This is a genomic window from Arthrobacter sp. B3I9, assembly GCF_030816935.1.
Taxonomy (GTDB): Bacteria; Actinomycetota; Actinomycetes; order Actinomycetales; family Micrococcaceae; genus Arthrobacter.
The window spans coordinates 3,246,500-3,269,512 of sequence record NZ_JAUSYO010000001.1 but is presented as its reverse complement, the minus strand read 5'-3'; the positions used below and the strand labels follow the sequence as shown (position 1 = coordinate 3,269,512).

Sequence of the window (23,013 nt, the reverse complement as noted above, 5' to 3'; positions counted from 1 at the left end):
CTGGTTAAGCGTGGTTTGGGTCTAGCTTTCGCCGGCGGAGTCCGAGCGGCCGAGGATCGTCTGCGGGATCCAGAACGACAGGGCGAACAGGACCAGGCAGACGGCCATCGGCCACGGGTTGCCCAGCGTCAGGAAGTTCAGCGAGTACACGGAGGCGAGGAACAGGCCCATCATCACGACAAACTTGACGATGGTAGAGCCAAGGTGGTTCTCGGTCTGCGGGGTCTGTTGGGTCTTCTGGGTGTTGCTGGACATTCGTTCCTCCTCGGCCCCGTGGGGCTCAAAACTGTGGCAGTTGTCCGGAGCGGATCAGTACGCGGATGAGCCTTGTTCACCGTTGACGATCGCGATCCCGGAGCTGGCGCCAATACGTGTTGCACCTGCAGCAATCATAGCTTGTGCGTCCGCGAGGGAACGCACGCCGCCGGAGGCCTTGACCCCGAGGTCCGGGCCGACCGTGCGGCGCATCAGGGCGACGTCTTCCGCGGTGGCTCCGCCGCCGTTGAAGCCGGTGGACGTCTTCACGAAATCCGCTCCCGCTTCCACCGCAGCCTCGCAGGCCAGGACCTTCTGGGCGTCGTCCAGCAGGGCGGTCTCGATGATCACCTTCAGGATCGCTCCGCCTTCGTGGACGGCCTCAGCGACGGCGGTGATGTCATCAACCAGCGCGCCCTTGTCGTAGGCCCGGGCGGCGGCGATGTTGATGACCATGTCAACCTCTTCGGCGCCGTCCAGGACGGCCCCGCGTGCCTCGAAGGCCTTGACGTCGCTCGGGGTGGCGCCCAGCGGGAAGCCGACCACGGAGCAGGTCAGCACACCAGAGCCCTTGAGCGCGGTGTGGACGGTCTTCACCCAGACGGGATTGACGCAGACGGACTTGAACCCGTACTCCGCCGCCTCCGCGCAGACCTTGAGGATCTCGGCTTCGCTGGCCTCCGGCTTCAACAGGGTGTGGTCGATGAAGGAGGCGATGCTGCCGGCCGTGGCATCCCGCGGGGCGGGGGCGGCGCTGCCGGCGGCCGTGGTGGCTTCGTGGCTCATGGGGTCCCTTTCGTGGCTTCTCGGTGTCCATCTTGCCACAACGCCGCACCCGCACGGGGTCCTTGAAACCCGTCCCGGAGCGGACGCTCAGGCGGCGTCCGTGAGCGGCCCGGACAGGGTGGCGCGCAGCAGCTGTGAGGCGCAGACCGAGGCGGCCGAGGCGGCGGCGACCAGCAGCCCCAGCCGGACGCCGTCGAACACGGCAGCATCCCCGATCGCCCAGATCCCGGGCACCGATGTGCGGAACTCCTGGTCGATCACGATGCCGCCCCGCGGCGCGGTCTTCAGCCCGGCGCTCACCGAGAGGGCGTCGCGGGCAACCCGCTCCTCCGCCAGGACCACCAGGTCCCCGTTCATGCTCGAACCGTCGTCGAAAACCACGCCGGCGGCCGGAAGCATCGACCCCGCGAGGTTGGGGATGATGGCAGCGGGCCGGAGTGTGGTGCGGACGGGGCGGACGCCCCTGGCCCGCAGTACCGCCTCGGCCTGCCCGGCGGCGGTTCCGTTGCCCACCAGGATGCCCAGCGGCCGCCGCCCGAGGACCCGGGTGACGTCCTTTACGGCCTCACCGAGCACGGTGGCGTCGTCGATCGTGGAGTAGCGGAGGCAGCGGCCGTCGCCTTCCAGGGGCGTGGCGGCGGGGGAGGAGCCCGTGGCGATGACCAGCTGGTCGTAACTGAACTCGAGTCCGTCCGCGGTGGTGACGCGCTGTCCGTCCGGATCGATGTAGCTGACCGGCTGGCCGAAGCGCAAGGAGACCTGCGGCAGGGTGGCGAGTTCGAGCAGCCCGTCGGGGGCGTCGTCGCGGTTGCTCAGCACGGTGATTCCGCCGGCAAAGGGGGTCCGGGTCAGCTGCCGGACCAGGGCCTGGGCGGCCGGGCCGGCGCCGGCGACAACAATCCGGGGCCGGGTCTGGGAATCGGGTGCTGCGCTGGGAACGTTGGACATGGTGGGCCCTTTCGCTGGTGGCCTGTGGTGCGGCCTTCGTGCTTGATGCCACCAGCGTAGGCGGACGGTTTTTCCGGCGTGTTTCCCCGTTGTTGCTGTTTTTTCGCCGCCCGTTCGCCAGTATTTACCCGTCGGTAATGGCCTGCGTCACACCCGGAGCCGGTAGCCGCGCTTGACCACGGTCTCGACCAGGCGCCCGTCGGGGAGCGCGGAGCGCAGCCGGCTCACCGTCATGTCCAGGGCGTGGACGGAGCCCCGAAGTTCCAGCAGCTCGGACAGGTCCTCGCGGGAGAGGACCGCCCCGCCGGCGCCCAGCAGCGCGCGCAACAGCAGCAGCGGCGCCGGCGCCATCTCCACGGCCTGGCCGTCGATCCGCAGCGAGCGGCCGCGGAGTTCCACGCTGCCTGAGGCGGTGTCCAGCCGGCGGACGTGGTTCAGGGCCAGGTGCTCGCAGACCAGCCGGATCAGGGCGCCCATCCGGAACCGCTCCGGAACCAGCGGCTGCAGTCCGGCGTCGAGCAGCGGCTGGGCCGTGACCGGCCCCACGACGGCGGTCGCGACGTTTGTCTTGAGGCTTTCCACAAGCTGCTTGTAGAGGCCCATCTCGTGGGCCGTGCTCCACATCGCGTCCACGGCCGGGGCGCTGGTGAACGTCAGCACGTCGAGGTTCCCGCTGCAGGCGGCCTCGATGAGCCGCGGCAGCCGGTCAGCGCCGTCGGGCTTCACCCAGCGATACGGGGTGACGGTCAGCACGGTGGCGCCGGACATCCGCAGCCGCTCAAGCTGGCGCACGTCCGTGTAGCCGTGCAGCTGGACGGCCACGGTCTTTCCGCGCACGCCTTCGGCAAGGAGCATGTCCACCAGGGTGGCAGTGGTCTCGTCGCTGCTGATGCCGACGTCGGCCAGCCCTGCCGCGCGGACGGCACCGCGGGCCTTGGGTCCGCGGACAAACATCCGCGTGGCGCCCAGGGTTTCAAGCAGCTGTTCGCCGATCCCGAACGTGTCCGCGGCCTCGCACCAGCGGCGCATGCCGTAGGCCGTCGTGGCGATGCAGAGCTCCGGCTTGGCGTCGATAATGGCGCGGGTATCCTCGATCAGGCGCAGGTCCTCCTGCACGGGGGCGATCTTCAGCGCCGGTGCGTGCAGCACCTCGGCCCCGCGCCGTTCCAGGGCCTCGATCAGGTCCTGGGAGCGCCGGTGCGAGGTGACGCCGACCCGGAACCCCTCGAGGGGCAGCTCTTTCTCTACGGCGTCCCCGGCAGCGGCGGCTTCCAGCGCGATCATCGTGTTCACGCCCCCATCAGGGACGCGGCGAGGCGGTCCAGCTCGGCGGAGGCCTCGGCGGAGCCCGGGTTCGCTTCGGCAACCCGGACGACGTCGCCGATCACCAGCACCGCGGGGTTGGTGCAGTCCGCGGCGGCGGTGGTGATGGTGCCGAGGCTGGCGATGGTGGTGCGCTGTCCGGGACGGTAACCGCGTTCGACGACGGCCATCGGCATATCGGCCCGCATGCCGGCGCGGCGCAGGCCGGCGGCGAGCTGGTGCAGCGTGCCGATGCCCATGAGGACCACGATGGTTCCGCCGAGTCCCGCCAGGTGGGTGTGCTCCTTCTCCGTCAGCGGGGCGTGGCCGGAAACCACGGTGAACATGTGGCTGACCTCGCGGTGGGTGACCGGAATTCCTGCCGCGGCCGGGACCGAGATGGCGCTGGTGACGCCGGAAATCACCCGGACCGGCACGCCGGCCTTGACGCATGCGGCCACTTCTTCGCCCCCACGGCCGAAGACGTACGGGTCACCGCCCTTGAGCCGGACAACATTCCTGCCGGCAAGGGCCGCGCTGACAATCAGCTCCTCGATTCCGGCCTGGCTGACCGGGTGGTGGCCGGGGCGCTTGCCCACGTCCACGAGTTCCGCCGTACTCAGCGAGGGCAGCTCCTGGTACGGGGCCAGCCGGTCGTAGAAGATGACGTCGGCATCCCGCAGCGCCTTGACGGCCGCCACGGTCAGCAGCTCGGTGGTTCCCGGGCCGCCGCCCACCAGGGTGACCCTGCCGGCGGGACCGGCGGCGGGTTCGGCGGCTACGAGGATGCCGGTCTCCCGGCAGCGCTCCAGCAGGGGCTCCCAGCCAGCCTGGCCGTCGTCGACCGCGGCGACCAGGAAGGGCCGTTCCGGCAGGCGCCCGTCGTTGGGGGCGCCGCCGGGGGTGCTGAGCCGGGAGACGATGGCGCCGGCGGCTTCGTAGCGGCGGACCGCCTGGCGGGCGGCGGTGTCGGATCCGGTGACCAGGATTTCCCGGCCGGTGAGATCAATGGTGAGTTCCATGCCTATACCTCGTTCTCATCGCGGGACCTCATGGGGATGGAAGCGCCGATCAGGACCGGTTGCTGGCCCGCCAGCGCCTTTTCTTCTGCCGTTGCCGGGCGCATCTGGCCACGTTCGTCGGGGACGAACGTGATGGAGTCGTCCTTCTGGTCCGGGGCGTTGACGAAGGAACGGAACCGCCGCAGGCGCTCCGGGTCCTTGAGAGTGTCCGCCCATTCATCCACGCTAGGTGTCAACGTGCTTGGCCATGGCCGCTTCGAGTTCTTCGCCGATGCCCAGGGTGTCCTTGACCACCACATCCTCGACATGCTTGATGCCGCCGTCGAGCTCTTCCTGCCAGCGCGCGGTGCGCTGCAGGCGGTCGGCGGTGCGGATGTAGTACATGAAATAGCGGTCGATGTACTTGATGAGTGTTTCGTCGTCCAGGTCCTTGGCCAGCAGCTGGGCGTGGGCCGGGGTGGCACCGCCGTTGCCGCCGACGTACAGGTTCCAGCCGTCCGCGGTGGCGATCACTCCGACGTCCTTGCCGCGGGCCTCGGCGCATTCCCGGGCGCAGCCGGAGACGCCCATCTTGAGCTTGTGCGGGCTGCGCAGGCCGCGGTAGCGGAGCTCCAACTGGATGGCCATGGCCACGGAGTCCTGGACACCGAACCGGCACCAGGTGGAACCGACGCAGGACTTCACCGTGCGCAGGGACTTGCCGTACGCCTGGCCGGACTCGAAGCCGGCGTCCACGAGCTCCTTCCAGATTTCCGGGAGCTGTTCCAGCCGGGCGCCGAACATGTCGATCCGCTGGCCGCCGGTGATCTTGGTGTAAAGGTTGTACTTCTCGGCCACGGCGGCGATCACGCCAAGCTTCTTCGGAGTGATTTCGCCTCCCGCGATGCGCGGCACCACGGAGTAGGTGCCGTCCTTCTGCATGTTGGCAAGGGCGCGGTCGTTGGTGTCCTGGAGGGTGCCGCGGCCGGCGTCCAGGACGTAGGCGCTGTTCTGGCTGGCGAGGATGTTGGCGATGGTCGGCTTGCAGATGTCGCAGCCGGCTCCCGTGCCGTACTTGGCCATGACCTCCTCGAAGGAGGTGAGCTCCAGGACGCGGATGGTCTCGAAGAGTTCCTGGCGGGACAGTTCGATGTGCTCGCACAGGGCCTTGGAGACCTCGACGCCGGATTTGGTCAGTTCGGTTTCGAGCAGCTTCTTGAGCATCGGCACGCAGGAACCGCAGCTGGTGCCTGCGCGGGTGCAGCCCTTGAGCCCACCGAGTTCCTGCACCGGAGCGTTGCCGTCGCAGGCGCCGCACCCGTTGATGGCGTCGCGGATGCTGCCGGCGGCGACGTTGTTGCACGAGCACAGGATCGCGTCGTCCGGCAGGCTGGCCTCCAGGGCTTCGCCCCCGCCGTCGCCGCCGCCGGCCGCAGTGAGGTACGCGCCGGGTTCGGCGGCCAGTTCGCGGCCCAGCATGGGGCGGAGGCTGGTGTAGGGCGAGGCGTCGCCGACGAAGATGCCGCCGAGCAGGGTCTTGGCGTCGTCGGTGGTGACGATTTTCTGGTAGACGCCGCGGGCGGGGTCGGCGTAGACGATCTCCAGGGCGTGTTCGGTTTTGGCGAAGGCGTCGCCAAAGCTGGCGACGTCGACGCCGGAGAGTTTGAGCTTGGTGGCCGTGTCAAAGCCGGGGAAGGTCGCCACGCCGCCGTGCAGCCGGTCCGCGACGATTTCCGCCATGGTGTTGGCCGGCGCCACGAGTCCCAGGCACATGCCGCCGAAGTTGGCGACTTCACCGATCGCCCAGACGCCGGGGACCTCGGTGGAGCAGTCGTCGGAGATGACGACGCCGCCGCGCGGGCCGAGCTGGAACTGCGGTGACGTGCCTTCTGCTTCCGGGCCGTTGGCGAGGCGGAACAGTTCGTCGCGGGGCTTTACGCCGATGGCGACGATGACGATGTCGGCGTCGATGATGCGGCCGTCGGCCATGAGCACGCCGGTGACCTGGCCGGCGTCGTCGGAGAGGACCTCGGAAGGGAACACGCCGCCGTGGACGGTGAAGCCCTTGGCCTCGATCAAGCGGCCCAGCGCCTGCCCGGCGCCCTCGTCGAGCTGGGTGTTCATGAGCCAGGGCGAGCCGTTGATGACGATGGGGGTGGCGCCGAGCTGCTCGGTGCCGGCCGCGGACTCCAGCCCCAGCAGGCCGCCGCCGATGGTGACCGCGTTGACGCGGCGGCCGAGCCTGGCGGTCAGCTCCGCGATGGCCTGGTTGATGGCCCGGACGTCCTCCAGGGTGCGGTAGACGTGGGTGAGTTCCGCGCCGGGGATGGGGAGGCGGGCCGCGTCGGAGCCGGTGGCGACGACGAGTTCGTCGTACGGGCAGACGGTCCCGGCCGCCGTCGTGACGGTCTTCGCGGCGGTGTCGATGCCGGTGACGCGCTCGCCGGTCTTGAGGCTGAGGGCTTCGTGGTCCCACATCGAGGCGCTGCCGAGCGTGAGGTCCACGTCGCCGTCGGTGAGGGCCTTGCTCAGTGCGACGCGGTCGTAGGGGAGGTGCGCTTCCTCGGTGAGGACTGTTACGTGCCAGCCGTCGAGGCCCCGGGAGTGCATCGCGTCAGCAAAGCGGTGGGCTGCAGGGCCGCCGCCGGCAACCACCACCCGGCGGGGGGTCTGGGGGCAAGGTGAGCCCGTTGCTGCTGGGCTGGAAGTCTGTCCGGTCACTGGAGGCCTTTCGCATGGGCCGCAGACGGTGCTCTGCAGCTTGTGTACCCAGACTAGGCAGGCGCAGTTTCGCCTCAGTTTCCCTTATGTTTCGTGATCTTAACTTCTGCATCACGAACGCGTTTCGGGCCGGGTGAGGTCTCTTTTACCCGCTGGACACATTGGAGGCCTCCGGCTGAAACACCGGAGGCCTAGCTTGAAGGTGTGGCCGCAGGAGCGGTTGAACACGTGAGGGATGGATCAGAGAGGGGCCGACATGACTGCCGTACTTGAGAGCGCAGCACGGAGCTTTGTCGAAGATTCGGGCTTCGGAAGCGGCTGGCACCGGGTGTGCGCCGTAGAAGAACTGGAGCCCGCCTGGGGAGAGGCGGCACTGATCGCGGGGCGCCAGGTGGCACTGTTCCGTACCGCCGCCGGACAGGTTTTCGCCGTCGCGCAGGAGGACCCGGCCACCGGTGCCCATGTCATGGCCCGCGGAATCACGGGGTCCCGCGGGGCACGGCCAACGCTGGCCTCACCGCTGCACAAGGAGGTTTATGACCTCGAAACAGGGGAGTGCCTGACAGCACCGGGACTCCGGCTGCAGACGTTCAGCACCCGGGTTGTGGCCGGGTACGTCGAAGTGGAGCTCTAGGCCCCGCGGCTCCGGGCCTGTTACAGCCCTAAGGCCTCGCGGACGTCGGCGAGCACGCCGTCCAGCGCGCCGCGTGCCTCCTGCCGGGCCTCCGGCAGTTCCGCTGCTGTACCGACGCTGCGGATGACCTCGAGGTAGCACTTGAGCTTGGGCTCCGTCCCGCTCGGGCGGATGATGACGCGGCTGAGGTCCTTTGTCAGGTACAGCAGGCCGTCGGTCGGCGGCAGCTGTTCGCTGCCCTCGGCCAGGTCCACCACCGTTTCCACCGCGGAGCCGCCAAAGGATTCCGGCGGGCTGACGCGCAGCCGGTTCATCATGGCGTCCAGCAGGCCCAGGTCCGCCACCCGGATGCTGAGCTGGTCGCTCATGTGCAGGCCGTGCACCAGGTACAGCTCGTCGAGCGTGTCGAAGATGGTCTTGCCCTCGGCCTTGGCCGCAGCCGCCAGTTCGGCAATCAGCACGGCGGCGGAGATCCCGTCTTTGTCCCGCACCAGCGACGGGGCGACGCAGTAGCCCAGCGCTTCCTCATAGCCGTACAGCAGGCCCGGCACGCGCGCGATCCACTTGAAACCAGTCAGGGTTTCTTCATGCGCAAAACCTGCGGCCGCGGCAATCCGTGCCAGCAGGCGCGAGGATACGATCGAGCTCGCGAACACGCCTCCATTTGCGGCACTGCCGGCGGATTCGCCACCGGCGGCCAGACGCGCCACGACGTGCGCGCCCAGCAGGGCGCCCACCTCGTCACCGCGCAGCATCCGCCAGGCACCGGTGTCCGGGTCCTTCGCGGCCACCGCAGCCCGGTCGGCGTCGGGGTCATTGGCGAGAACGATGTCGGCGTCCACCCGGACGGCGGTTTCCAGGGCCAGGTCCAGGGCCCCGGGTTCTTCCGGGTTCGGGAAGTTCACCGTGGGAAAGTCGGGGTCCGGCTCGGCCTGTTCAGCGACCAGGGTGACATCGGCGAAGCCGGCAGCGTTGAGGACGGCCACGGCTGTCTCACCGCCCACGCCATGCATGGGGGTCAGGACGATCTTCAGGTCCCGCGCCGGGAAATGGCCGGGAACGGCAAGGGCGGCGGCGGCGGCCTCATAGTCGGCGGCGATGGAGGAGTCCAGTACGGTCCAGCCTTCCTGTGCCAGGACGATGGACTCCAGGGGACCGACGGCGTCGATCCTGGCGGCGATCAGGGCATCGTAGGGGGCGACGATCTGCGCCCCGCGGCCGCTTTCCTCGACGGCGTGCCGGCCGAGGTAGACCTTGTAGCCGTTGTCCTGCGGCGGGTTGTGGCTGGCGGTCACCATCACGCCGCCGTCGCACTCCAGTGCCCGGACCGCGTAGGCGAGCAGCGGCGTCGGCAGGGCCGCCGGCATCAAAAAGGTTTCCACGCCGGCCGCGGTGAGGATGGCCGCCGTCTCTTCGGCGAAGATATCGGAGTTGTAGCGGGCGTCATAGCCGACGACGGCGCGGGGCCGGGTGCCGGGGGAGGCCTGCTCAACGGCGTTGGCCAGGAAAGCGGTGAACCCGGCCGCGGCGCGGCGCACCACCACTCGGTTCATCCGGTTCGGGCCCGGGCCGAGGGCCGCCCGCAGCCCTGCCGTGCCGAACTGCAGGGTGCCGCTGAAGCTGTCTGCCAGTTCCTGCCGGGCGGCGGCGGCGCCGTTCGCAGTGAGCTGGACCAGTTCGGTGAGACCGGCAGCGGTGGTCGGGTCGGGGTCCTGGGCAGCCCAGTCCCGGGCTTCGCCCAGCAGTCGGATGAGTTCGGCATCAGGAGAAGTCATAGGTACCAAACTATCCGCAATCGCCGGCGAAGCGCTCCTTCGGCGGCGGCGCGCGCCTTCCGGTTGGGTCACGCCCCGCTCCGCGGCCCTGCCGGTTGCCCGAGATGGCAGTTCACGGCAGTGTGCGGGCCTGATACTGCCGCGAAGTGTCATCTCGCCGCGCCGGGCAACCTTGACACCCAAATTTGCGGACACGTAGCGTCTCGAACATGAAGATGGGCCGTGGGGTGGAGTGGGCCATACACAGCTGCGTCAACATGGCATGGACTCCCGCGGGCGAGGCGGTCAACAGCGCCCGGCTGGCCGAGTACTACCAACTCCCCGCCGCCTACCTGAACAAGCAACTGCAGGCCCTGGTCCGCGCCGGGGTCATGGCCTCGGTGTCAGGGCCTCGCGGAGGCTTCCATCTGGCCCGGCGGCCGGAGAACATCACCGTGCTGGACGTTGTCCTGGCGCTGGAGGGGCCGGATCCGACGTTCCGTTGCGAGGGAATTGCGGGCAACGCCCCGGAGGCGGATCAGCACGTCAATTTCGTCCGGAGCTGCCTCATCTCCCAGACCATGCGGCAGGCCGAACTGGTGTGGCGGCAGGCCCTGGCGCGCCAGACCATCGCCGGGATCGCCGATTCGATGGGTCGGCGGTTCCCGGACAGCAGGCAGAAGGCGCTGGAGTTCCTGGCCGACGCCGGCTAGACCCCGGCGGCTGAACCTAGGCGGCTGGAGCCCGCAGCCCGCAGCCCGCCGGTCCTAGAGCTTGGCGATGATCTCCGCGAGCAGCTTGGAGATGCGGGGACCCGCCGCGTGGCCGGCTTCCAGGACTTCCTCATGGCTGAGCGGCACCGGACTGATGCCGGCGGCGAGGTTGGTCACCAGCGAGATGCCGAAGACCTCCAGACCTGCATGGCGTCCGGCGATGGCCTCGAGCGCGGTGGACATGCCCACCAGGTCCGCCCCGATCCGCTTCGCGTACTGCACCTCGGCGGGGGTCTCGTAGTGCGGGCCGGTGAACTGCGCGTAGACACCCTCGTCCAGCGTGGAGTCCACCTCGCGGGCCAGGGCTCGGATGCGCGAGGAGTACAGGTCCGTCAGGTCCACGAACGTGGCGCCCTCGAGCGGGGATGTGGCGGTGAGGTTGATGTGGTCACTGATCAGCACCGGGGTGCCCGGTGCCCAGTCCTCGTTCAGGCCGCCGCATCCATTGGTCAACACGAGCGTTTTGCAGCCTGCGGCGGCGGCGGTGCGCACACCGTGGACCACGGCGCGGACGCCCTTGCCCTCGTAGTAGTGCGTCCGGGCGCCCAGGACCAGCGCCCGTTTGCCCTCCTTGGTCAGCACGGAGCGGATGGTGCCCACATGGCCCACGACGGACGGCGGGGAGAAGCCCGGAACCTCGGACGCGGTCAGCGTGGCGGTGGTCTCGCCGATCAGGTCGGCGGCCTCGCCCCAGCCCGAACCAAGCACGAGGGCAACGTCGTGGGAGTCCACACCCGTCTCTTCGGCGATGTAGTCGGCTGCGGCACGCGCGGCGTCGAAGGGGTCAGTGTTCAGGAATTCTGTATTGCTCACTGGAACAAGCTACCGTGCCGGTGGCATGCTGCCCAGCACCGGGAGCGGCGAGAAGCAGGCCCGTTTCTTGGTGCGCCGGGGCCGATGGGGGAGAATGGTCGATTGTGACTACGCATCCCGATTTCAGTGCCCCCCGTATCGCGATTCTCGGCGGAGGCCCCGGCGGCTATGAAGCCGCCATGGTGGCCGCCTCGCTGGGGGCGAAGGTCACCATCGTCGAGCGCGCCGGCCTCGGCGGCTCCGCGGTGCTGACCGACGTCGTTCCCTCGAAAACGCTGATCGCCACGGCAGACCTGATGACGCGCGTGGGCGAGGCGGATGAGCTGGGCGTTAAGTTCGACGTCGACGGCGGCGACTTCGCCCCCGTCATGCGGGCGGACCTCAAGCACATCAATGACCGGCTCCTGGGCCTGGCCCGGCAGCAGTCCGCGGACATCCGCGCCGGACTGGAGAACCAGGGCGTCCGGATTGTGATCGGTTCCGGAAAGCTGCTGGACAGCCACACCATCGAGGTCCTCACCGCCGAGGGCACCGAGAAAATCGAAGCGGACGCGATCCTCCTGTCCGTCGGCGCCCACCCGCGCGAACTGCCTACTGCCCGGCCGGACGGCATCCGCATCCTCAACTGGGCCCAGATCTACAACATGGACGAACTCCCCGAAGAACTCATCGTGGTGGGTTCCGGCGTCACCGGCGCCGAGTTCGCCTCCGCCTACAACGGCCTCGGCTCCAAGGTGACCTTGATTTCCAGCCGCGACCGCGTGCTGCCCGGCTCCGACACGGATGCCGCCGAAGTCCTTGAGGGTGTCTTTGAACGCCGTGGTGTGAAGGTGCTCTCGCGCGCCCGCGCCGAAACGGTCCAGCGCACCGAGGACGGCGTGGTGGTCACCCTCGCCGACGGCGCCAAGGTCACCGGCAGCCACTGCCTCGTCGCCGTGGGTTCCATTCCGAACACCGCGGGGATCGGCCTCGAGGAGGCCGGCGTCGCGCTCACGGAAAGCGGCCACATCAAGGTCGACGGCGTCTCCCGCACCAGCGCGCCGAACATCTACGCGGCCGGTGACTGCACCGGCGTGCTCGCCCTGGCCTCGGTGGCCGCGATGCAGGGCCGGATCGCCATCGCCCACTTCCTGGGCGACAGCGTGACGCCGATCAAGCTGCACCAGGTGGCGTCCAACATCTTCACGTCACCGGAAATCGCGTCCGTGGGCGTCTCCGAAGCCGAGATCGACTCCGGCAAGTACCAGGGCGACATCGTCAAGCTGTCATTGAAGAGCAACGCCCGCGCCAAGATGCGCAACCACAAGGACGGGTTCATCAAGATCTTCGCCCGCAAGGGCTCCGGCACCGTGATCGGCGGCGTCGTGGTGGGTCCGAATGCCTCCGAACTGATCTTCGCCATCTCGATTGCGGTGAAGCAGAAACTGCACGTCGACGACGTCGCCAGCACCTTCACCGTCTACCCGTCCCTGAGCGGCTCCATTTCCGAAGCGGCCCGGCGCCTGCACGTCCACATGTAACAACGACGGAGGCCGTAGCCATGCAGAGCCCGCGCACCATGGTTGAGTCCGTGGAACAGAACGCCGCTCTGCCTTCCGGTACGGAGGAACGCTTCGCGGGCTACGGCGTGATGGGTGTTCCGTTCAGCTCCGGCCACGTCCTGGCACTGCGGCACTTTCCGGCCTCCTCCGTGGGGCCGGGTTACACCTCAGTCTGGATCCGCGACCCTGCGGGCTCCTGGACGATGCACAGCACCACGGACCCCGGGGCTTCCTGCCCCCGCTACTTCGGCAGCGCCCTCGGATGGGCGTCGACCGGCGGGATCTCCATCCGCTGGCGGGACGGCTACTCCTTCAGCGTGGAGGTCGGCGACGGGGTGGACCTGGACTGGGACGTGACGCTCGCGGCGACGCCCGTCACCCGTTTGATGTCCGCCGTGTCCGGCGCCGTTCCGGAGCGGTTGTGGCGCAGCCGTTCTTTCCTCCGTGCGATGGGGGCCGTGGCCGGCCCGGCGTTGGGGGCCGGGCACATCGGACTGACGGGCAGGGTGCCCAACGGCCAAAGCTTTGCAGCCCGCCCGCGGCGGATGTGGTTTGTCCGTGCGAGCACGGCGCAGCTGAAGGGGCAGAGCCTGGGACGGATCTCGGCCCTGCCCGTCCAGGACAAGCTTGGCGACTTCTGGATTCCGCAGCGCGGCATCTTCATGCTCGGATCGTCCGTATTCGAGCCCTTCGACACCGCCACGCACCTCGCTCCGGGGCACTGAGCCGGGCCCACCCTCGGGAGCCGGCGTGCGTCAGGAGCAGGCGTAGGGCGGGACGGTGTCGCCGGGCGTGAACGGCCTGAACCAGTGCTCGAAGCCCAGCTGCGCGGCGTCCGCGGCCGCAACCCGGCCGCCGTGGTGGCCGCCGTCGTCGTCGTTGCTGTGCTGGTCATGGACGTACAGCGCGTCGCTCTCCGCGTCCTCCAGGAGGACTTCCTCGACGTTTGCCCGCCAGTCCTCGGGAAGGTCCAGCTCGTAGATGTCCTCGGTGATCTCGGCCTGGTCGAGCAGGCAGCGGACGGCGAGCTCGGCGGCAAGGCACCCGGGCGCCGTCCAGCCGCGGGCCAGGGCCGCCGTGACGTCGGATGCCACGACGATGAACTTCTGGGTGAACTTCGCGTCATAGCTGGCGGCGAACTGCGGCGGCAGGCAGGACAGCACGGAGGTGCCGGCGATATCGGTCGGCGTCACTGCTTCCGACCTGCTGAGCGTGCCCAGATCGCGGAAGAGCTGGTCGATGAGGATGCTGGAGGAGTTCCACAACAGCCCGGCCAGCAGGCGCGTCTGGCGCAGGGCTTTCTGGCGTTCCTCCGGCGCGACGGCGGCCATCTCCTCGAGGTCTTCGGGATCGAACTGGAGCCGCTGCTCGGGAGTCATGTCGTCCGGATGCGGATCAAGGCCCAGGAGCTCAAGGCCCAGCCCGGTCAGCTTGTCGGCGTCAGCCAGCAGTTCGTCGGTGATGTCGTCGTCGTCGGCGCTCATGGCCCCGATGCTACCCGCAGCGGGTTCGCTCGCCGATTCGTGACGGTTCATGTCTCACCGGGGGTTCAGTTCCCCTTCGAAGGACGCGGACCAGTCGGCGTCGGGATTGGGACCAGGGACAGCTACGCACACCGTCCGCTCGTTCGGAGGAACTACGGCGCCAACTGTGATGCTCTTACTCTGCCCCGGCTTGAGGGTCCCGAATGAGCTGGAGTCCCGGCCGGCTGCGGGGTCGGCGACGGTTTCTGCGAGAAGTCCGCGCTCACCATAGCGGATGATCGGTTGTCCCATGTCGGTGGCGTCGAAGGCTGACGGGCTGCCGTTTTTGACGGTGATCTCGAAAATCACGGCCACCCGCGCAGGGTTTGTTGGAGTCGCCGACGGAGTGGTGCCCGGCGTGGCCGGGGCTGCGGTTCCTGGCATGGGCGAGCCGACGTCGCGGTATCCCAAGGGGAGGACGGAGACGGAGATCCCACTTGAGTAGACAAGTGTCCCGCCCCAGCCCCCGAACTTCATACCGGGGATGCAACGGGCGATGCCATGGAGGCGGCCTTCGTCGAAATGACGGATGCGTTCAAACGAATCGCCATGATCCGCGCTGGAAGTCCAGGGCGTTTCATCTCCCAGCTCACTGAGCCCGGAGGCCAGTTCCTTTTGGTCGCCCGTTTCAAAGACCAATTCTCCGTCCGCGGCGGCCCCGTAGAGGGCCGCTCCGGCCAGGCAGTCGGCCTGAAGTTCATCAGCTTTTTCAGTGAGAGAGGCGCCGAGCCTCGCCTGGATAGCATGTCCCCACTCGTGCGCGATCACCAGGTAGGGCCATGTGTTACCCTCGGCATAGCCCTTCTTCATGAGGTTCAAGTCCCAGGCCACGTAGTCCGCCGGCGGGCAATAGTAGGCATTGTTGGCGGACAGCGGTTTGGTTCCGCAAATCGGAACGCTGGAGGAGTTTCCGTCATACAGGCCCAATACCTTCGGGGGGCTGTATTTGCCCGGGAAATAGTCGTTCCAGTGCCGTGTCCAGAATCCGTTGGCAATACCCTCAGCGGTCTCTAGTTCATCCAAAAGCAGCGCAGGGTCGGGCATCGGTGAAACGGTCGGGGTCGGCGTAGGCGTCGGCGTCGGCGTCGGGCTCGGGCTCGTCCCGGCGCGTGCCGGATCCGACGGCGAAGAACCGCCAGCGCTGGAGGACGGCGGCGTGCCGGTTGCGCCGGCGAGCTCGGCGATCCAGCCGGACTGCGAGGCCCAGATTCCCGCGGCCACCAGGAGTAGCGCCACCAAGACCGCGACGCTGACGGCCAAGAGCCGATGACTCCAGCTTCCCTGAGAATTCGCCATGTGCGAACAGTAGCGGCTGAATTCCTGCCGGAATAGGGCTAAGAGCAACCCCTAAGGCAGCAATTGGCGCTCACAGTCCTTTCACAGCAGCACGACAGACGGCCGAAAGCCGGGTCTTTCAGGATGGGGATACAGCTTCGAAAGACTCGGAGCATCACACTCCAAGGAGCCCGGTAATGAATGAAACCGCTCAATTCGGGCCCGAGCCGCTGGCGTCGGGGGTCGAAAAATGGACGGGCACCCCAACCCCTAAGCCGAAGCGTGTCGGCGCCGGTGGGCTCATCTCCTGTATGTTGGCCGCCGGTGTCCTGGGCGGCGGCACTGTTGCCGCAGCCTCGACCCTTTTCAGCGCCTCATCCCCGGCGGCCAGTGCGGTGCAATCGGCTGAGTTCACCCCGGTGATCGTCAACAACCCGGACAGCGTCAATGCCGTCACGGCCGCGGCGCAGAAGGCGACACCCAGTGTGGTGACGATCAGCGCCACCAGCGCGAACTCAGGCGGAACCGGCTCGGGCATCATTCTGGATGCGGATGGCGACATCCTGACGAATATGCACGTGGTCACCCTTGACGGAGCCGCCGCGAACGCGGTCATTGAAGTCCGCACCAGCAACGGCAAGGTTTACTCGGGCACAGTGGTTGGCACGGATGCGCTCGCAGACCTGGCAGTGGTCAAGATCGACGCCGAGGGTCTGGTCCCCGCGGACCTGGGGGATTCCGCCAAGGTCAACGTCGGCGATACCGCCATTGCCATCGGCGCCCCCTTGGGACTGAGCGGCACGGTCACGGACGGCATAGTGTCGGCCGCCAACCGCACCATCGAAACCGCTTCGTCAGCCACACCCAGCACGCAGAGCCGTTCCGCCACGGCCACGCAAGCCTCGATCAGCACCAACGTCATCCAGACCGACGCGGCCATCAACCCGGGCAATTCCGGCGGTGCCCTGGTGAACACGAAGGGCCAGGTCATCGGCGTCAACGTAGCCATCGCCTCGGCGGACTCGTCGTCCTCCTCCACGCAGTCCGGAAACATCGGCGTCGGCTTCTTGATACCCATCAACGAGGCCTCACGCGTGGCGCAGGAAATCATCGCCAAGGGGTCCGCCACCCACGGCCAGCTCGGAATCTCCGTCCAGGACATGGCCTCGGGAACGTCATCGGAATTCACAGCAGGGGCAAAGATCTCCGCGGTGACTGCAGGATCCGGTGCGGCCTCGGCGGGCCTCAAGGCCGGCGACGTCGTGACCGGCCTGGCCGGGCGGAGCATCACTGACGCCTCGGAACTCATAGCCGCCGCCCACGAACACGCGGCCGGAACCACCGTCAAAGTCACATACCAGCGTGACGGCAAGGAAGCGAGTGTGGACGTGGTGCTGGGGAGCGCGACGGCGGGGTGAGGGTGGGGCCGGGGGACGCCTGGCTGGGCAACACCGCACCGATGAGGTCGACAGCCGCCAGAAGGACTCCCATGTGCGCCCATACAATCACGATCGGGGCGCGAAGTGACTCGGTGGCTTGAGGCAGCAGCGAATAAGCATTCCGTCACGGCCGCAGGTCCATGTTTCCTGGTTTCTGGGCCCGGGGAGGCTGAGACGACTGCGGCGAGGGGATAGTCCCGTGCCGCAAGAATGCTCAGGCAGTGTGAACCGTTCGACCGCGTAATGCCGCACCGTTGCGCGCACTAAAGACGCTCGTGCAGTCGGATCAGTGTACAGGCGGCGACAGTAAAGCTATCTTCCACCTGGCCCCGCCTAATCATCTGCTCCAGCTCCTGAAGGGTGACCCAGCCTATCGATTCGACCTCATTGATGTCCTCAGGGCCCTGTCCCGGGGCCCTGACAGTTGCAGCGACTACAGCAGCCCTAATGCTTTGTACGCCGGAGTCAGGCGCAAGAAACCCTATGACCTCGATATCAGCACTTGATATTCCAAGTTCCTCCCGGAGCTCGTTACGGGCTGTATCTTCCACGCTCACGCCCTGCGAGAACCCGCGGGGGAGCTCCCATACAAGCTGGCCGAGTGGATATCGGAAGGTTCGAACGAGTGCTATCCGGCCCTCGTGCATGGCGACAAGCACGACCGGCGCCCCTGGCATCGTCGCCCGAAGTCGGACATATCGTCCGGTTGTGCCATCGGGAAATTCCACATCGTCGTCGTAAAGCTCGATGAATGGATTGGAGTACGCGAGTCGCTCCCGGATCTGCTTGACTTCATGCTTCACCGGCGGATCTCCCGGCACTGTACGAGTTGACCAAGGGAGGTGCGGGCGTTCCGATGGAAGGCCCTCTGGGCGAGCCTGTTTTTGACCGGAAGAATTCCGGCCGCCAGCCCTGCCGCACCGACGCCGAGCCAAGGGTTGATTGTTCCCGACAGGTATTCCGTTGCATTCGCCAGCAGCGCGGCCCCCACTGGCAAGGTCACCCGGATGCCACCCAGTTTCTCTCTGCCCACGACGCATTTGCCAGACAGAGCGTCGGCTAGTGAGGCAACATGTGCGTCCACCGCATAGTCGATGGCTGACTTGTCGCCGTCGTCAACGGCTGCCCGTATCCTATCGATACCGGTCTGCCAGCGCGGCTCCTTTCGAAATTGGAGGACCGCTTCGAACGCTTCCCGCATCAAGGGCCGCTGAGTGTCATCCTTGCGTTTAAAGACGCCCAGGGCGGAGTTTTGGGCGTCTTGGTCGGTTACGTCTATGTGGACTTCCAGGTCGGGTGCGGCATTGGCACTGTCGCCGACTGCTGCGGACCAAGGGTCGTGGCCCATTGCGGCCCCTCGAGACCAGAGTGCAAGCTGCTGTGCCGCGAGTTCTTGCTCAGCAATTCCCGGTCGGCTCATCGGCGTAGAGAAAGAAGCTGAATCGAGGCTCATGGAATCCACGGTGACCTGGTTGTACAGCGTGCTAATGACCTCTCGCACGAGACCGATTGCCTTAGAGCCGACTAGCGACTCCGCCGATTCGGTCGCTCCGTGCCAGTTCCAGTGACCATAGAGCAGGCTTCGATCCGCAAACGGGCTAGGCGTTCCTGCCTCTCGGTGCAGCGTTTGTAAGGCCTCGATTACCTGCCGGATTTCTTCTTGTTTGTCCCAGTAGCCCCGCTTCTTCAATGCGTGCAGAAGGGGAGAAGAGGGATCAAGGAGGGGAGACAGCATTGCTCCCAGGCTAGGTGGAGCTTCCTCAGCGGGGGGCTTGACCTCCAACACCTTGATCCGTCGATCCGGGTTTGCTCGGCGGGTACCACCGAACCAGGCCCAAAGGTCTTCGAACAGGGGTGCGCGAACATCTCCCAAAAGCCTCGTAAACGAGTCGATTGCGCCATGTTGCACATCGTCGGCTATGGCCAGCAGTTCCTGCCGGTCGTGTAGGTCCGGATAGAGGGAGCTAAAGAAGGGCCGGACGCCAGGCGAGTTTGGTGCCATGCGGCGGAGGTTTGATGCCACCGACTCCGCAAATGAATCCACGTTGTGCAGGTGAAGCAGGATCGGGGCCGTCTCGACGCTGTCGAGTAGTGCGGGGGGAACTGCGACAGCATCGTGGGCAGCCTTGAAGTCGACAAGCACCATTTGGAAAGCGTACGAGTCGAATGCAAAGGACTGCTGAATAGCGATGTCGCGGCCAAGGGCGATGCTTAGAAGTGTTTCGATGAACAGCTGCGCATGCGCCTCGCGGCCCCCGACTGCCGTTACCGACGTGGGGTCCCAGCGAGACCTGATCGAGTCGGTCGACTCAAGGTAGTGCACTGGTTGTCGCATTTCTTCACTGCCCTCCTCGGCCCAGTTGGGCATGACTCTAGCATCGGTCCAAGCTGGACAGCCGGAGTTCGGCGGGTAGGGCAACGTGGCGGCGATGAGGTAACTACCCCAACGCCGCCACCCCCTGGAAGTGCTTCTCGATGAGCCCCTTGATGTCCTCGTGGCATCCTCCGCACCCCGTACCGGCCCGCGTCGCGCCGGAAACCTCCGCCACCGTCCCGCAGCCGGAAGCAACGGCCGCGGCAATCTTCGTCCCGCTCACGCCCGCGCACCGGCACACGGTCCGCTCCGGGTCGGCCGCACCCGCATACGTTGCTTGGTCGGGCCCGTCCAGCCGCAGCAATAGAGATCTATCCGCGGGGAGCTCCGCGCCGCGTTCAAACAGCTGGACCAGCTCAGCCGCTGTCCTGGGCATCCCCACGGACACGAGCCCCTCGAGGACACCTGCACGCGTGGTCATCTTTACGTAGCGGCCGTGCTCGGGGTCGGCCCACTGGGCTATCTGCAACCGGGCCCGGCCAGCAGCCGCCCCGCCACAAAGCACCTCCTCATCCCACGGTTCTGAGGCAACCTCGCCGGCCACGGCCATGTTCATCCCGCGGGCCTTGAGAACGATCACGCCCGGCTTTTCCGCAGGCAACGGAGTCAACTCGTCGGCCTCCGAAACAGCCCCGGATGCCAGCAGGGTCAGGTAGTCGGCCAGCCATTCGGCCTGCCGCCAGCCCGGCCCCACCAGCCCGGACGGCCCACGCGCGGTCCGGCACTCCACGCACTCCGGCTCCGGGCAGCGGACCTCGGCGCAGTCGCCGATCGCGAAGATGTGCGGCTCGTGGTGTGCCCGAAGTTTGTGGTCCACCAGGATCCCGGCCGCCGTCGAGAGTCCACAGCCTTCCGCCAGCTCCGTCCGGGGGCGGACGCCGCAGGAGAGCACCAGCAGGTCGCCGTCGATCGCGGAACCATCGTCCAGCAGCAACGCCGAAAAACCGCCGTCAGGCCCGTTGTGTTCCAGCCCGACCGACCGCGCGTTGCCGGCCACCCGGACGCCGCAGCTCCGCAGGCTTGCGGCCAGGACGGCGCCGCCACCGCGGTCGATGTTGCGGCCCAGCGGGTGCGGCCCGTTGTGCACCACGGTCACGGTGGCGCCTTCCTCGGCCGCGGCCAGCGCCGTCTCCAGGCCAAGGACCCCGCCGCCGAGAACCACTACACGCTTGCCGCCCGACACCGCCGCCCGCAGAACCGCGGCGTCACGCAGGTCGCGCAGCGCGGTCACGCCCGGCGGCAGCACCGGGGAAGCCGGGTCAGGGTTCAGCCCGGTGAGGTTGGGAATCACCGGACGGGAGCCGGTGGCGAAGACCAGCCGGTCGTAACCGGGGGAGGTGCCGTCGCTGAGGATCAGCCGCTGCCGCGCGCGGTCCACGCGGCGGACGCGGACGCCGAGCCGAACGTCGACGCCGTCGGCAACAAGTGCGGCCGCCTCGGACAGCGCCAGCGCAGACGCCGTAGTCCGGCCCACGCCAAGATCCGCCACCAGCACGCGGTTGTACGCCGCCTCCGCTTCCTCGCCGACCACCGTCAGCTGCGCCAGCCCGCTGCGCACCGCCGGCAGCAGCTCGTCAATCAGCCGCGCGGCCACCGGCCCGAAGCCCACCACAACAATCCGCTCAGTCATGAGGCACCTTCCATCTGGGGAACGCTCGCGTGCACGGCACCGGCACTGGAAACGATTTCTGGCCGGACCCACACCTGGCTGGTTTTGAACTCCGGCATTCCGGAAATCGGATCGGTTGCGGCTTCCGTGAGTCGGTTGGCACTCTCCAGCTCCGGGAAGTGGAACGGCAGGAACACCGTCTCGGGCCGGATGTCCGTGCTGAGTTCCGCCCGGCAGCTGACCTCGCCGCGCTCGTTAGAGATGGAGACGAAGTCGCCCGCGGCGATGCCCTGCGCGGCGGCGGCCGAGGGATGGATCTGCAGCCTGGCTTCGGGCTGGGCGGCCGCAAGGGCGGCCACCCGGCGGGTCTGCGCGCCGGACTGGTAGTGCTCCATCAGCCGGCCCGTGATCAGGGTCATCGGTGTTCCGCGTCGATCAGCGCCCGCCCAGCCGGCCTTGGCCGCCGTGGCTCCCGCCGCAGAAGCCCTACGACGGCGGGGCGTCACCGGGGTGAACACGGCCCGGCCGTCGGCGTGGGCGAAGGAGTCCCGGAACAGCCGGGGCGTGCCGGTGCTGCCGGCGGGGTAGGGCCAGTAGGCTGCCTCCCCGCGGTCCAGCATGGCGTAGTCGATCCCGGAGTAGTCGGCCAGGCCGCCGGCGGATGCGAGCCGGAGCTCCTCGAAGACCGTCTCCGGGTCCGCACTGAACGTGGACGGCGCATCCAGGGCCTCGGCCAGCCGGTTCATAATCCACAGCTCGGTGCGCACGCCGGGCGGGGGAGCGAGGGCGCGGCGGCGGCGGAGCACGCGGCCCTCAAGGTTGGTAAGGGTGCCTTCCTCCTCGGCCCACTGGGTCACGGGCAGGATGAGGTCCGCCTCGGCGGCGGTCTCGGACCGGAAGAAGTCGCACACCACCAGGAAGTCCAGGCTGCGCAGTCCCTTGATCACTGCGTTGGCGTCCGGCGCGGACACCGCCACATTGGCGCCGTGTACGAAGAGGCACCGGACGCCGTCGGGCTGTCCCAAAGACTTCAGAAGTTCGACGGCGGGCACCCCGGCTCCGGGGATCAGCGACTCAGGGACGCCCCATACCCTGGCCACGTGAGCGCGGGCAGCGGGATCGGTGATTTTGCGGTAGCCGGGGAGCTGGTCCGCTTTCTGGCCGTGCTCACGGCCGCCCTGGCCGTTGCCCTGGCCGGTCAGTGTGCCGTAGCCGCTGCGGGCGGAGCCGGGCAGCCCCAGCAGGAGCGAGAGGTTGATGGCGGCCGTGGCAGTGTCCGTCCCGTCGACGTGCTGTTCCACGCCGCGGCCGGTGAGGATGTAGCTGCCATCGTGGCGGGCGCCGTCGGCCAGCCGCCGGGCGGCGTCCCGGATGAGGGTGGCGGGCACTCCGGTGAGGGACTGCACACGCTCCGGCCAGAAGCCGGCCACGCTGCGGACCACGGACTCGAAGCCGGTGGTGCGGGCGGCGATGAAATCGGCGTCCGCGAGGCCTTCGTGGATCACCACGTGGGAGAGGCCAAGCAGCAGGGCAAGGTCCGTGCCGGGCAGCGGCGCGAGGTGCAGGCCGCCGCCGTCGGACGTGAAAGCGGCGGTGGCCGAGCGGCGGGGGTCCACCACGATCAAGCCGCCGGCGTCGCGCGCGCCCTGCAGGTGCTGCACGAACGGCGGCATGGTCTCGGCGACATTGGAGCCGAGCATCAGGATGGTGCTGGCGGCGTCGAGGTCCGCCAGCGGGAAGGGCAACCCGCGGTCCAGGCCGAAGGCCCGCATTCCGGCCGCGGCGGCCGAGGACATGCAAAACCGGCCGTTGTAGTCGATCCGGGAGGTGCCGAGGGCCAGCCGGGCGAACTTGCCGAGTTGGTAGGCCTTCTCGTTGGTCAGCCCGCCGCCGCCGAAGACTCCGACGGCGTCCGCGCCGTACCGGGCGCGGGTGGTCTTGACTGCGGCGGCGATGAGCTCCAGGGCCTCGTCCCAGCCGATCGGACGGTGGACGCCGTCGGCGCCCTTGAGCAGCGGTTCGGTGATCCGGCCGCTGTGGTTCAGCAGCGAGGCGGAGGTCCAGCCCTTGCGGCAGAGGCCGCCGCGGTTGGTCGGGAAATCCCGTCCGGTGACCTCAAGGGGCGCCTCAACGAGGGAGGAGCCAGCGGTCGGCACGGGCTCCGGCCCCGGCTGGAGAGCCGGGGCCGGAGCCGCACGGGACGTAAGCGTCATGGCGCACTGCAGGGCGCAGTAAGGGCAGTGCGTGTCGGCGCTGTTGGTCATG

Annotated in this window: 18 protein-coding genes and 1 pseudogene; 5 read left to right on the top strand and 14 right to left on the bottom strand. The window is 68.0% G+C overall.

All coding sequences use genetic code 11. The features are described 5' to 3' along the window. Positions 1 to 21: 21 nt before the first annotated feature. The 6 genes and pseudogenes from QFZ65_RS15185 to nirB all read right to left on the bottom strand — a co-directional run bounded on the left by QFZ65_RS15185 (position 22) and on the right by nirB (position 7,013). Complete coding sequence (locus QFZ65_RS15185) at positions 22 to 255, bottom strand: hypothetical protein (RefSeq protein WP_306911533.1); 234 nt, start codon at positions 253 to 255, stop codon at positions 22 to 24. Between the two features lie 54 nt (positions 256 to 309). Then, complete coding sequence (gene deoC / locus QFZ65_RS15180) at positions 310 to 1,041, bottom strand: deoxyribose-phosphate aldolase (protein ID WP_306911532.1); 732 nt, start codon at positions 1,039 to 1,041, stop codon at positions 310 to 312. An 87-nt stretch (positions 1,042 to 1,128) separates the two neighbouring features. Next, complete coding sequence (locus tag QFZ65_RS15175; RefSeq protein ID WP_306911531.1) at positions 1,129 to 1,989, bottom strand: FAD-dependent oxidoreductase; 861 nt, start codon at positions 1,987 to 1,989, stop codon at positions 1,129 to 1,131. A gap of 147 nt (positions 1,990 to 2,136) precedes the next feature. After that, positions 2,137 to 3,273, bottom strand: coding sequence for a uroporphyrinogen-III synthase (locus QFZ65_RS15170; RefSeq protein WP_306912600.1), 1,137 nt, complete (start codon positions 3,271 to 3,273; stop codon positions 2,137 to 2,139). A 5-nt stretch (positions 3,274 to 3,278) separates the two neighbouring features. Continuing rightward, positions 3,279 to 4,313 carry a uroporphyrinogen-III C-methyltransferase gene (gene cobA / locus QFZ65_RS15165; protein ID WP_306911530.1) on the bottom strand — a complete coding sequence of 345 codons (1,035 nt, stop codon included), beginning with the start codon at positions 4,311 to 4,313 and terminating at the stop codon, positions 3,279 to 3,281. 2 nt (positions 4,314 to 4,315) lie between these two features. Next, a pseudogene (nirB, locus tag QFZ65_RS15160) lies at positions 4,316 to 7,013 on the bottom strand (nitrite reductase large subunit NirB). Between the two features lie 256 nt (positions 7,014 to 7,269). Here nirB and nirD point away from each other — a divergent pair. Further along, the gene (nirD, locus tag QFZ65_RS15155; RefSeq protein ID WP_306911529.1) at positions 7,270 to 7,647 is read left to right on the top strand and encodes a nitrite reductase small subunit NirD; all 378 of its coding nucleotides are present in this window, start codon (positions 7,270 to 7,272) and stop codon (positions 7,645 to 7,647) included. A gap of 20 nt (positions 7,648 to 7,667) precedes the next feature. Here the strand turns inward: nirD and QFZ65_RS15150 are convergent, their stop codons facing one another. Continuing rightward, positions 7,668 to 9,422 carry a phospho-sugar mutase gene (locus QFZ65_RS15150; protein ID WP_306911528.1) on the bottom strand — a complete coding sequence of 585 codons (1,755 nt, stop codon included), beginning with the start codon at positions 9,420 to 9,422 and terminating at the stop codon, positions 7,668 to 7,670. 209 nt (positions 9,423 to 9,631) lie between these two features. Between QFZ65_RS15150 and QFZ65_RS15145 the strand changes: the two genes are divergently transcribed. Beyond that, positions 9,632 to 10,114, top strand: a complete 483-nt coding sequence (locus QFZ65_RS15145) for an Rrf2 family transcriptional regulator (protein WP_306911527.1) — start codon at positions 9,632 to 9,634, stop codon at positions 10,112 to 10,114. 54 nt (positions 10,115 to 10,168) lie between these two features. Here QFZ65_RS15145 and QFZ65_RS15140 read toward each other — a convergent pair whose 3' ends face one another. Further along, positions 10,169 to 10,987: a purine-nucleoside phosphorylase gene (locus QFZ65_RS15140; RefSeq protein ID WP_306911526.1), complete on the bottom strand. Its 819-nt coding sequence runs from the start codon at positions 10,985 to 10,987 to the stop codon at positions 10,169 to 10,171. Positions 10,988 to 11,091: 104 nt separating this feature from the next. Here QFZ65_RS15140 and QFZ65_RS15135 point away from each other — a divergent pair, with 104 nt between their 5' ends. Further along, on the top strand, positions 11,092 to 12,507 hold the full coding sequence (locus QFZ65_RS15135; protein WP_306911525.1) for an NAD(P)H-quinone dehydrogenase: 1,416 nt from the start codon (positions 11,092 to 11,094) through the stop codon (positions 12,505 to 12,507). A gap of 20 nt (positions 12,508 to 12,527) precedes the next feature. Continuing rightward, positions 12,528 to 13,253: a hypothetical protein gene (locus QFZ65_RS15130; RefSeq protein ID WP_306911524.1), complete on the top strand. Its 726-nt coding sequence runs from the start codon at positions 12,528 to 12,530 to the stop codon at positions 13,251 to 13,253. 30 nt (positions 13,254 to 13,283) lie between these two features. On the opposite strand, the gene QFZ65_RS15125 is transcribed toward QFZ65_RS15130, so the two are convergent. Both QFZ65_RS15125 and QFZ65_RS15120 read right to left on the bottom strand, forming a co-directional pair. Next, complete coding sequence (locus QFZ65_RS15125; protein WP_306911523.1) at positions 13,284 to 14,012, bottom strand: hypothetical protein; 729 nt, start codon at positions 14,010 to 14,012, stop codon at positions 13,284 to 13,286. A gap of 54 nt (positions 14,013 to 14,066) precedes the next feature. Beyond that, positions 14,067 to 15,347, bottom strand: coding sequence for a neutral zinc metallopeptidase (locus QFZ65_RS15120; protein ID WP_306911522.1), 1,281 nt, complete (start codon positions 15,345 to 15,347; stop codon positions 14,067 to 14,069). Positions 15,348 to 15,523: 176 nt separating this feature from the next. Between QFZ65_RS15120 and QFZ65_RS15115 the strand changes: the two genes are divergently transcribed. After that, on the top strand, positions 15,524 to 16,744 hold the full coding sequence (locus QFZ65_RS15115) for a S1C family serine protease (protein WP_306911521.1): 1,221 nt from the start codon (positions 15,524 to 15,526) through the stop codon (positions 16,742 to 16,744). Between the two features lie 284 nt (positions 16,745 to 17,028). Here QFZ65_RS15115 and QFZ65_RS15110 read toward each other — a convergent pair whose 3' ends face one another. The 4 genes from QFZ65_RS15110 to QFZ65_RS15095 all read right to left on the bottom strand — a co-directional run bounded on the left by QFZ65_RS15110 (position 17,029) and on the right by QFZ65_RS15095 (position 23,012). Then, on the bottom strand, positions 17,029 to 17,568 hold the full coding sequence (locus QFZ65_RS15110; protein WP_306911520.1) for an NUDIX hydrolase: 540 nt from the start codon (positions 17,566 to 17,568) through the stop codon (positions 17,029 to 17,031). Then, positions 17,565 to 19,133, bottom strand: coding sequence for a hypothetical protein (locus QFZ65_RS15105; protein ID WP_306911519.1), 1,569 nt, complete (start codon positions 19,131 to 19,133; stop codon positions 17,565 to 17,567). The genes QFZ65_RS15110 and QFZ65_RS15105 overlap by 4 nt, the downstream gene beginning before the upstream one ends. A gap of 70 nt (positions 19,134 to 19,203) precedes the next feature. Next, on the bottom strand, positions 19,204 to 20,769 hold the full coding sequence (locus QFZ65_RS15100; protein WP_306911518.1) for an FAD-dependent oxidoreductase: 1,566 nt from the start codon (positions 20,767 to 20,769) through the stop codon (positions 19,204 to 19,206). Next, positions 20,766 to 23,012: a molybdopterin oxidoreductase family protein gene (locus QFZ65_RS15095; RefSeq protein ID WP_306911517.1), complete on the bottom strand. Its 2,247-nt coding sequence runs from the start codon at positions 23,010 to 23,012 to the stop codon at positions 20,766 to 20,768. Before QFZ65_RS15095 ends, QFZ65_RS15100 begins: the two co-directional genes overlap by 4 nt. Position 23,013: the final 1 nt, after the last annotated feature.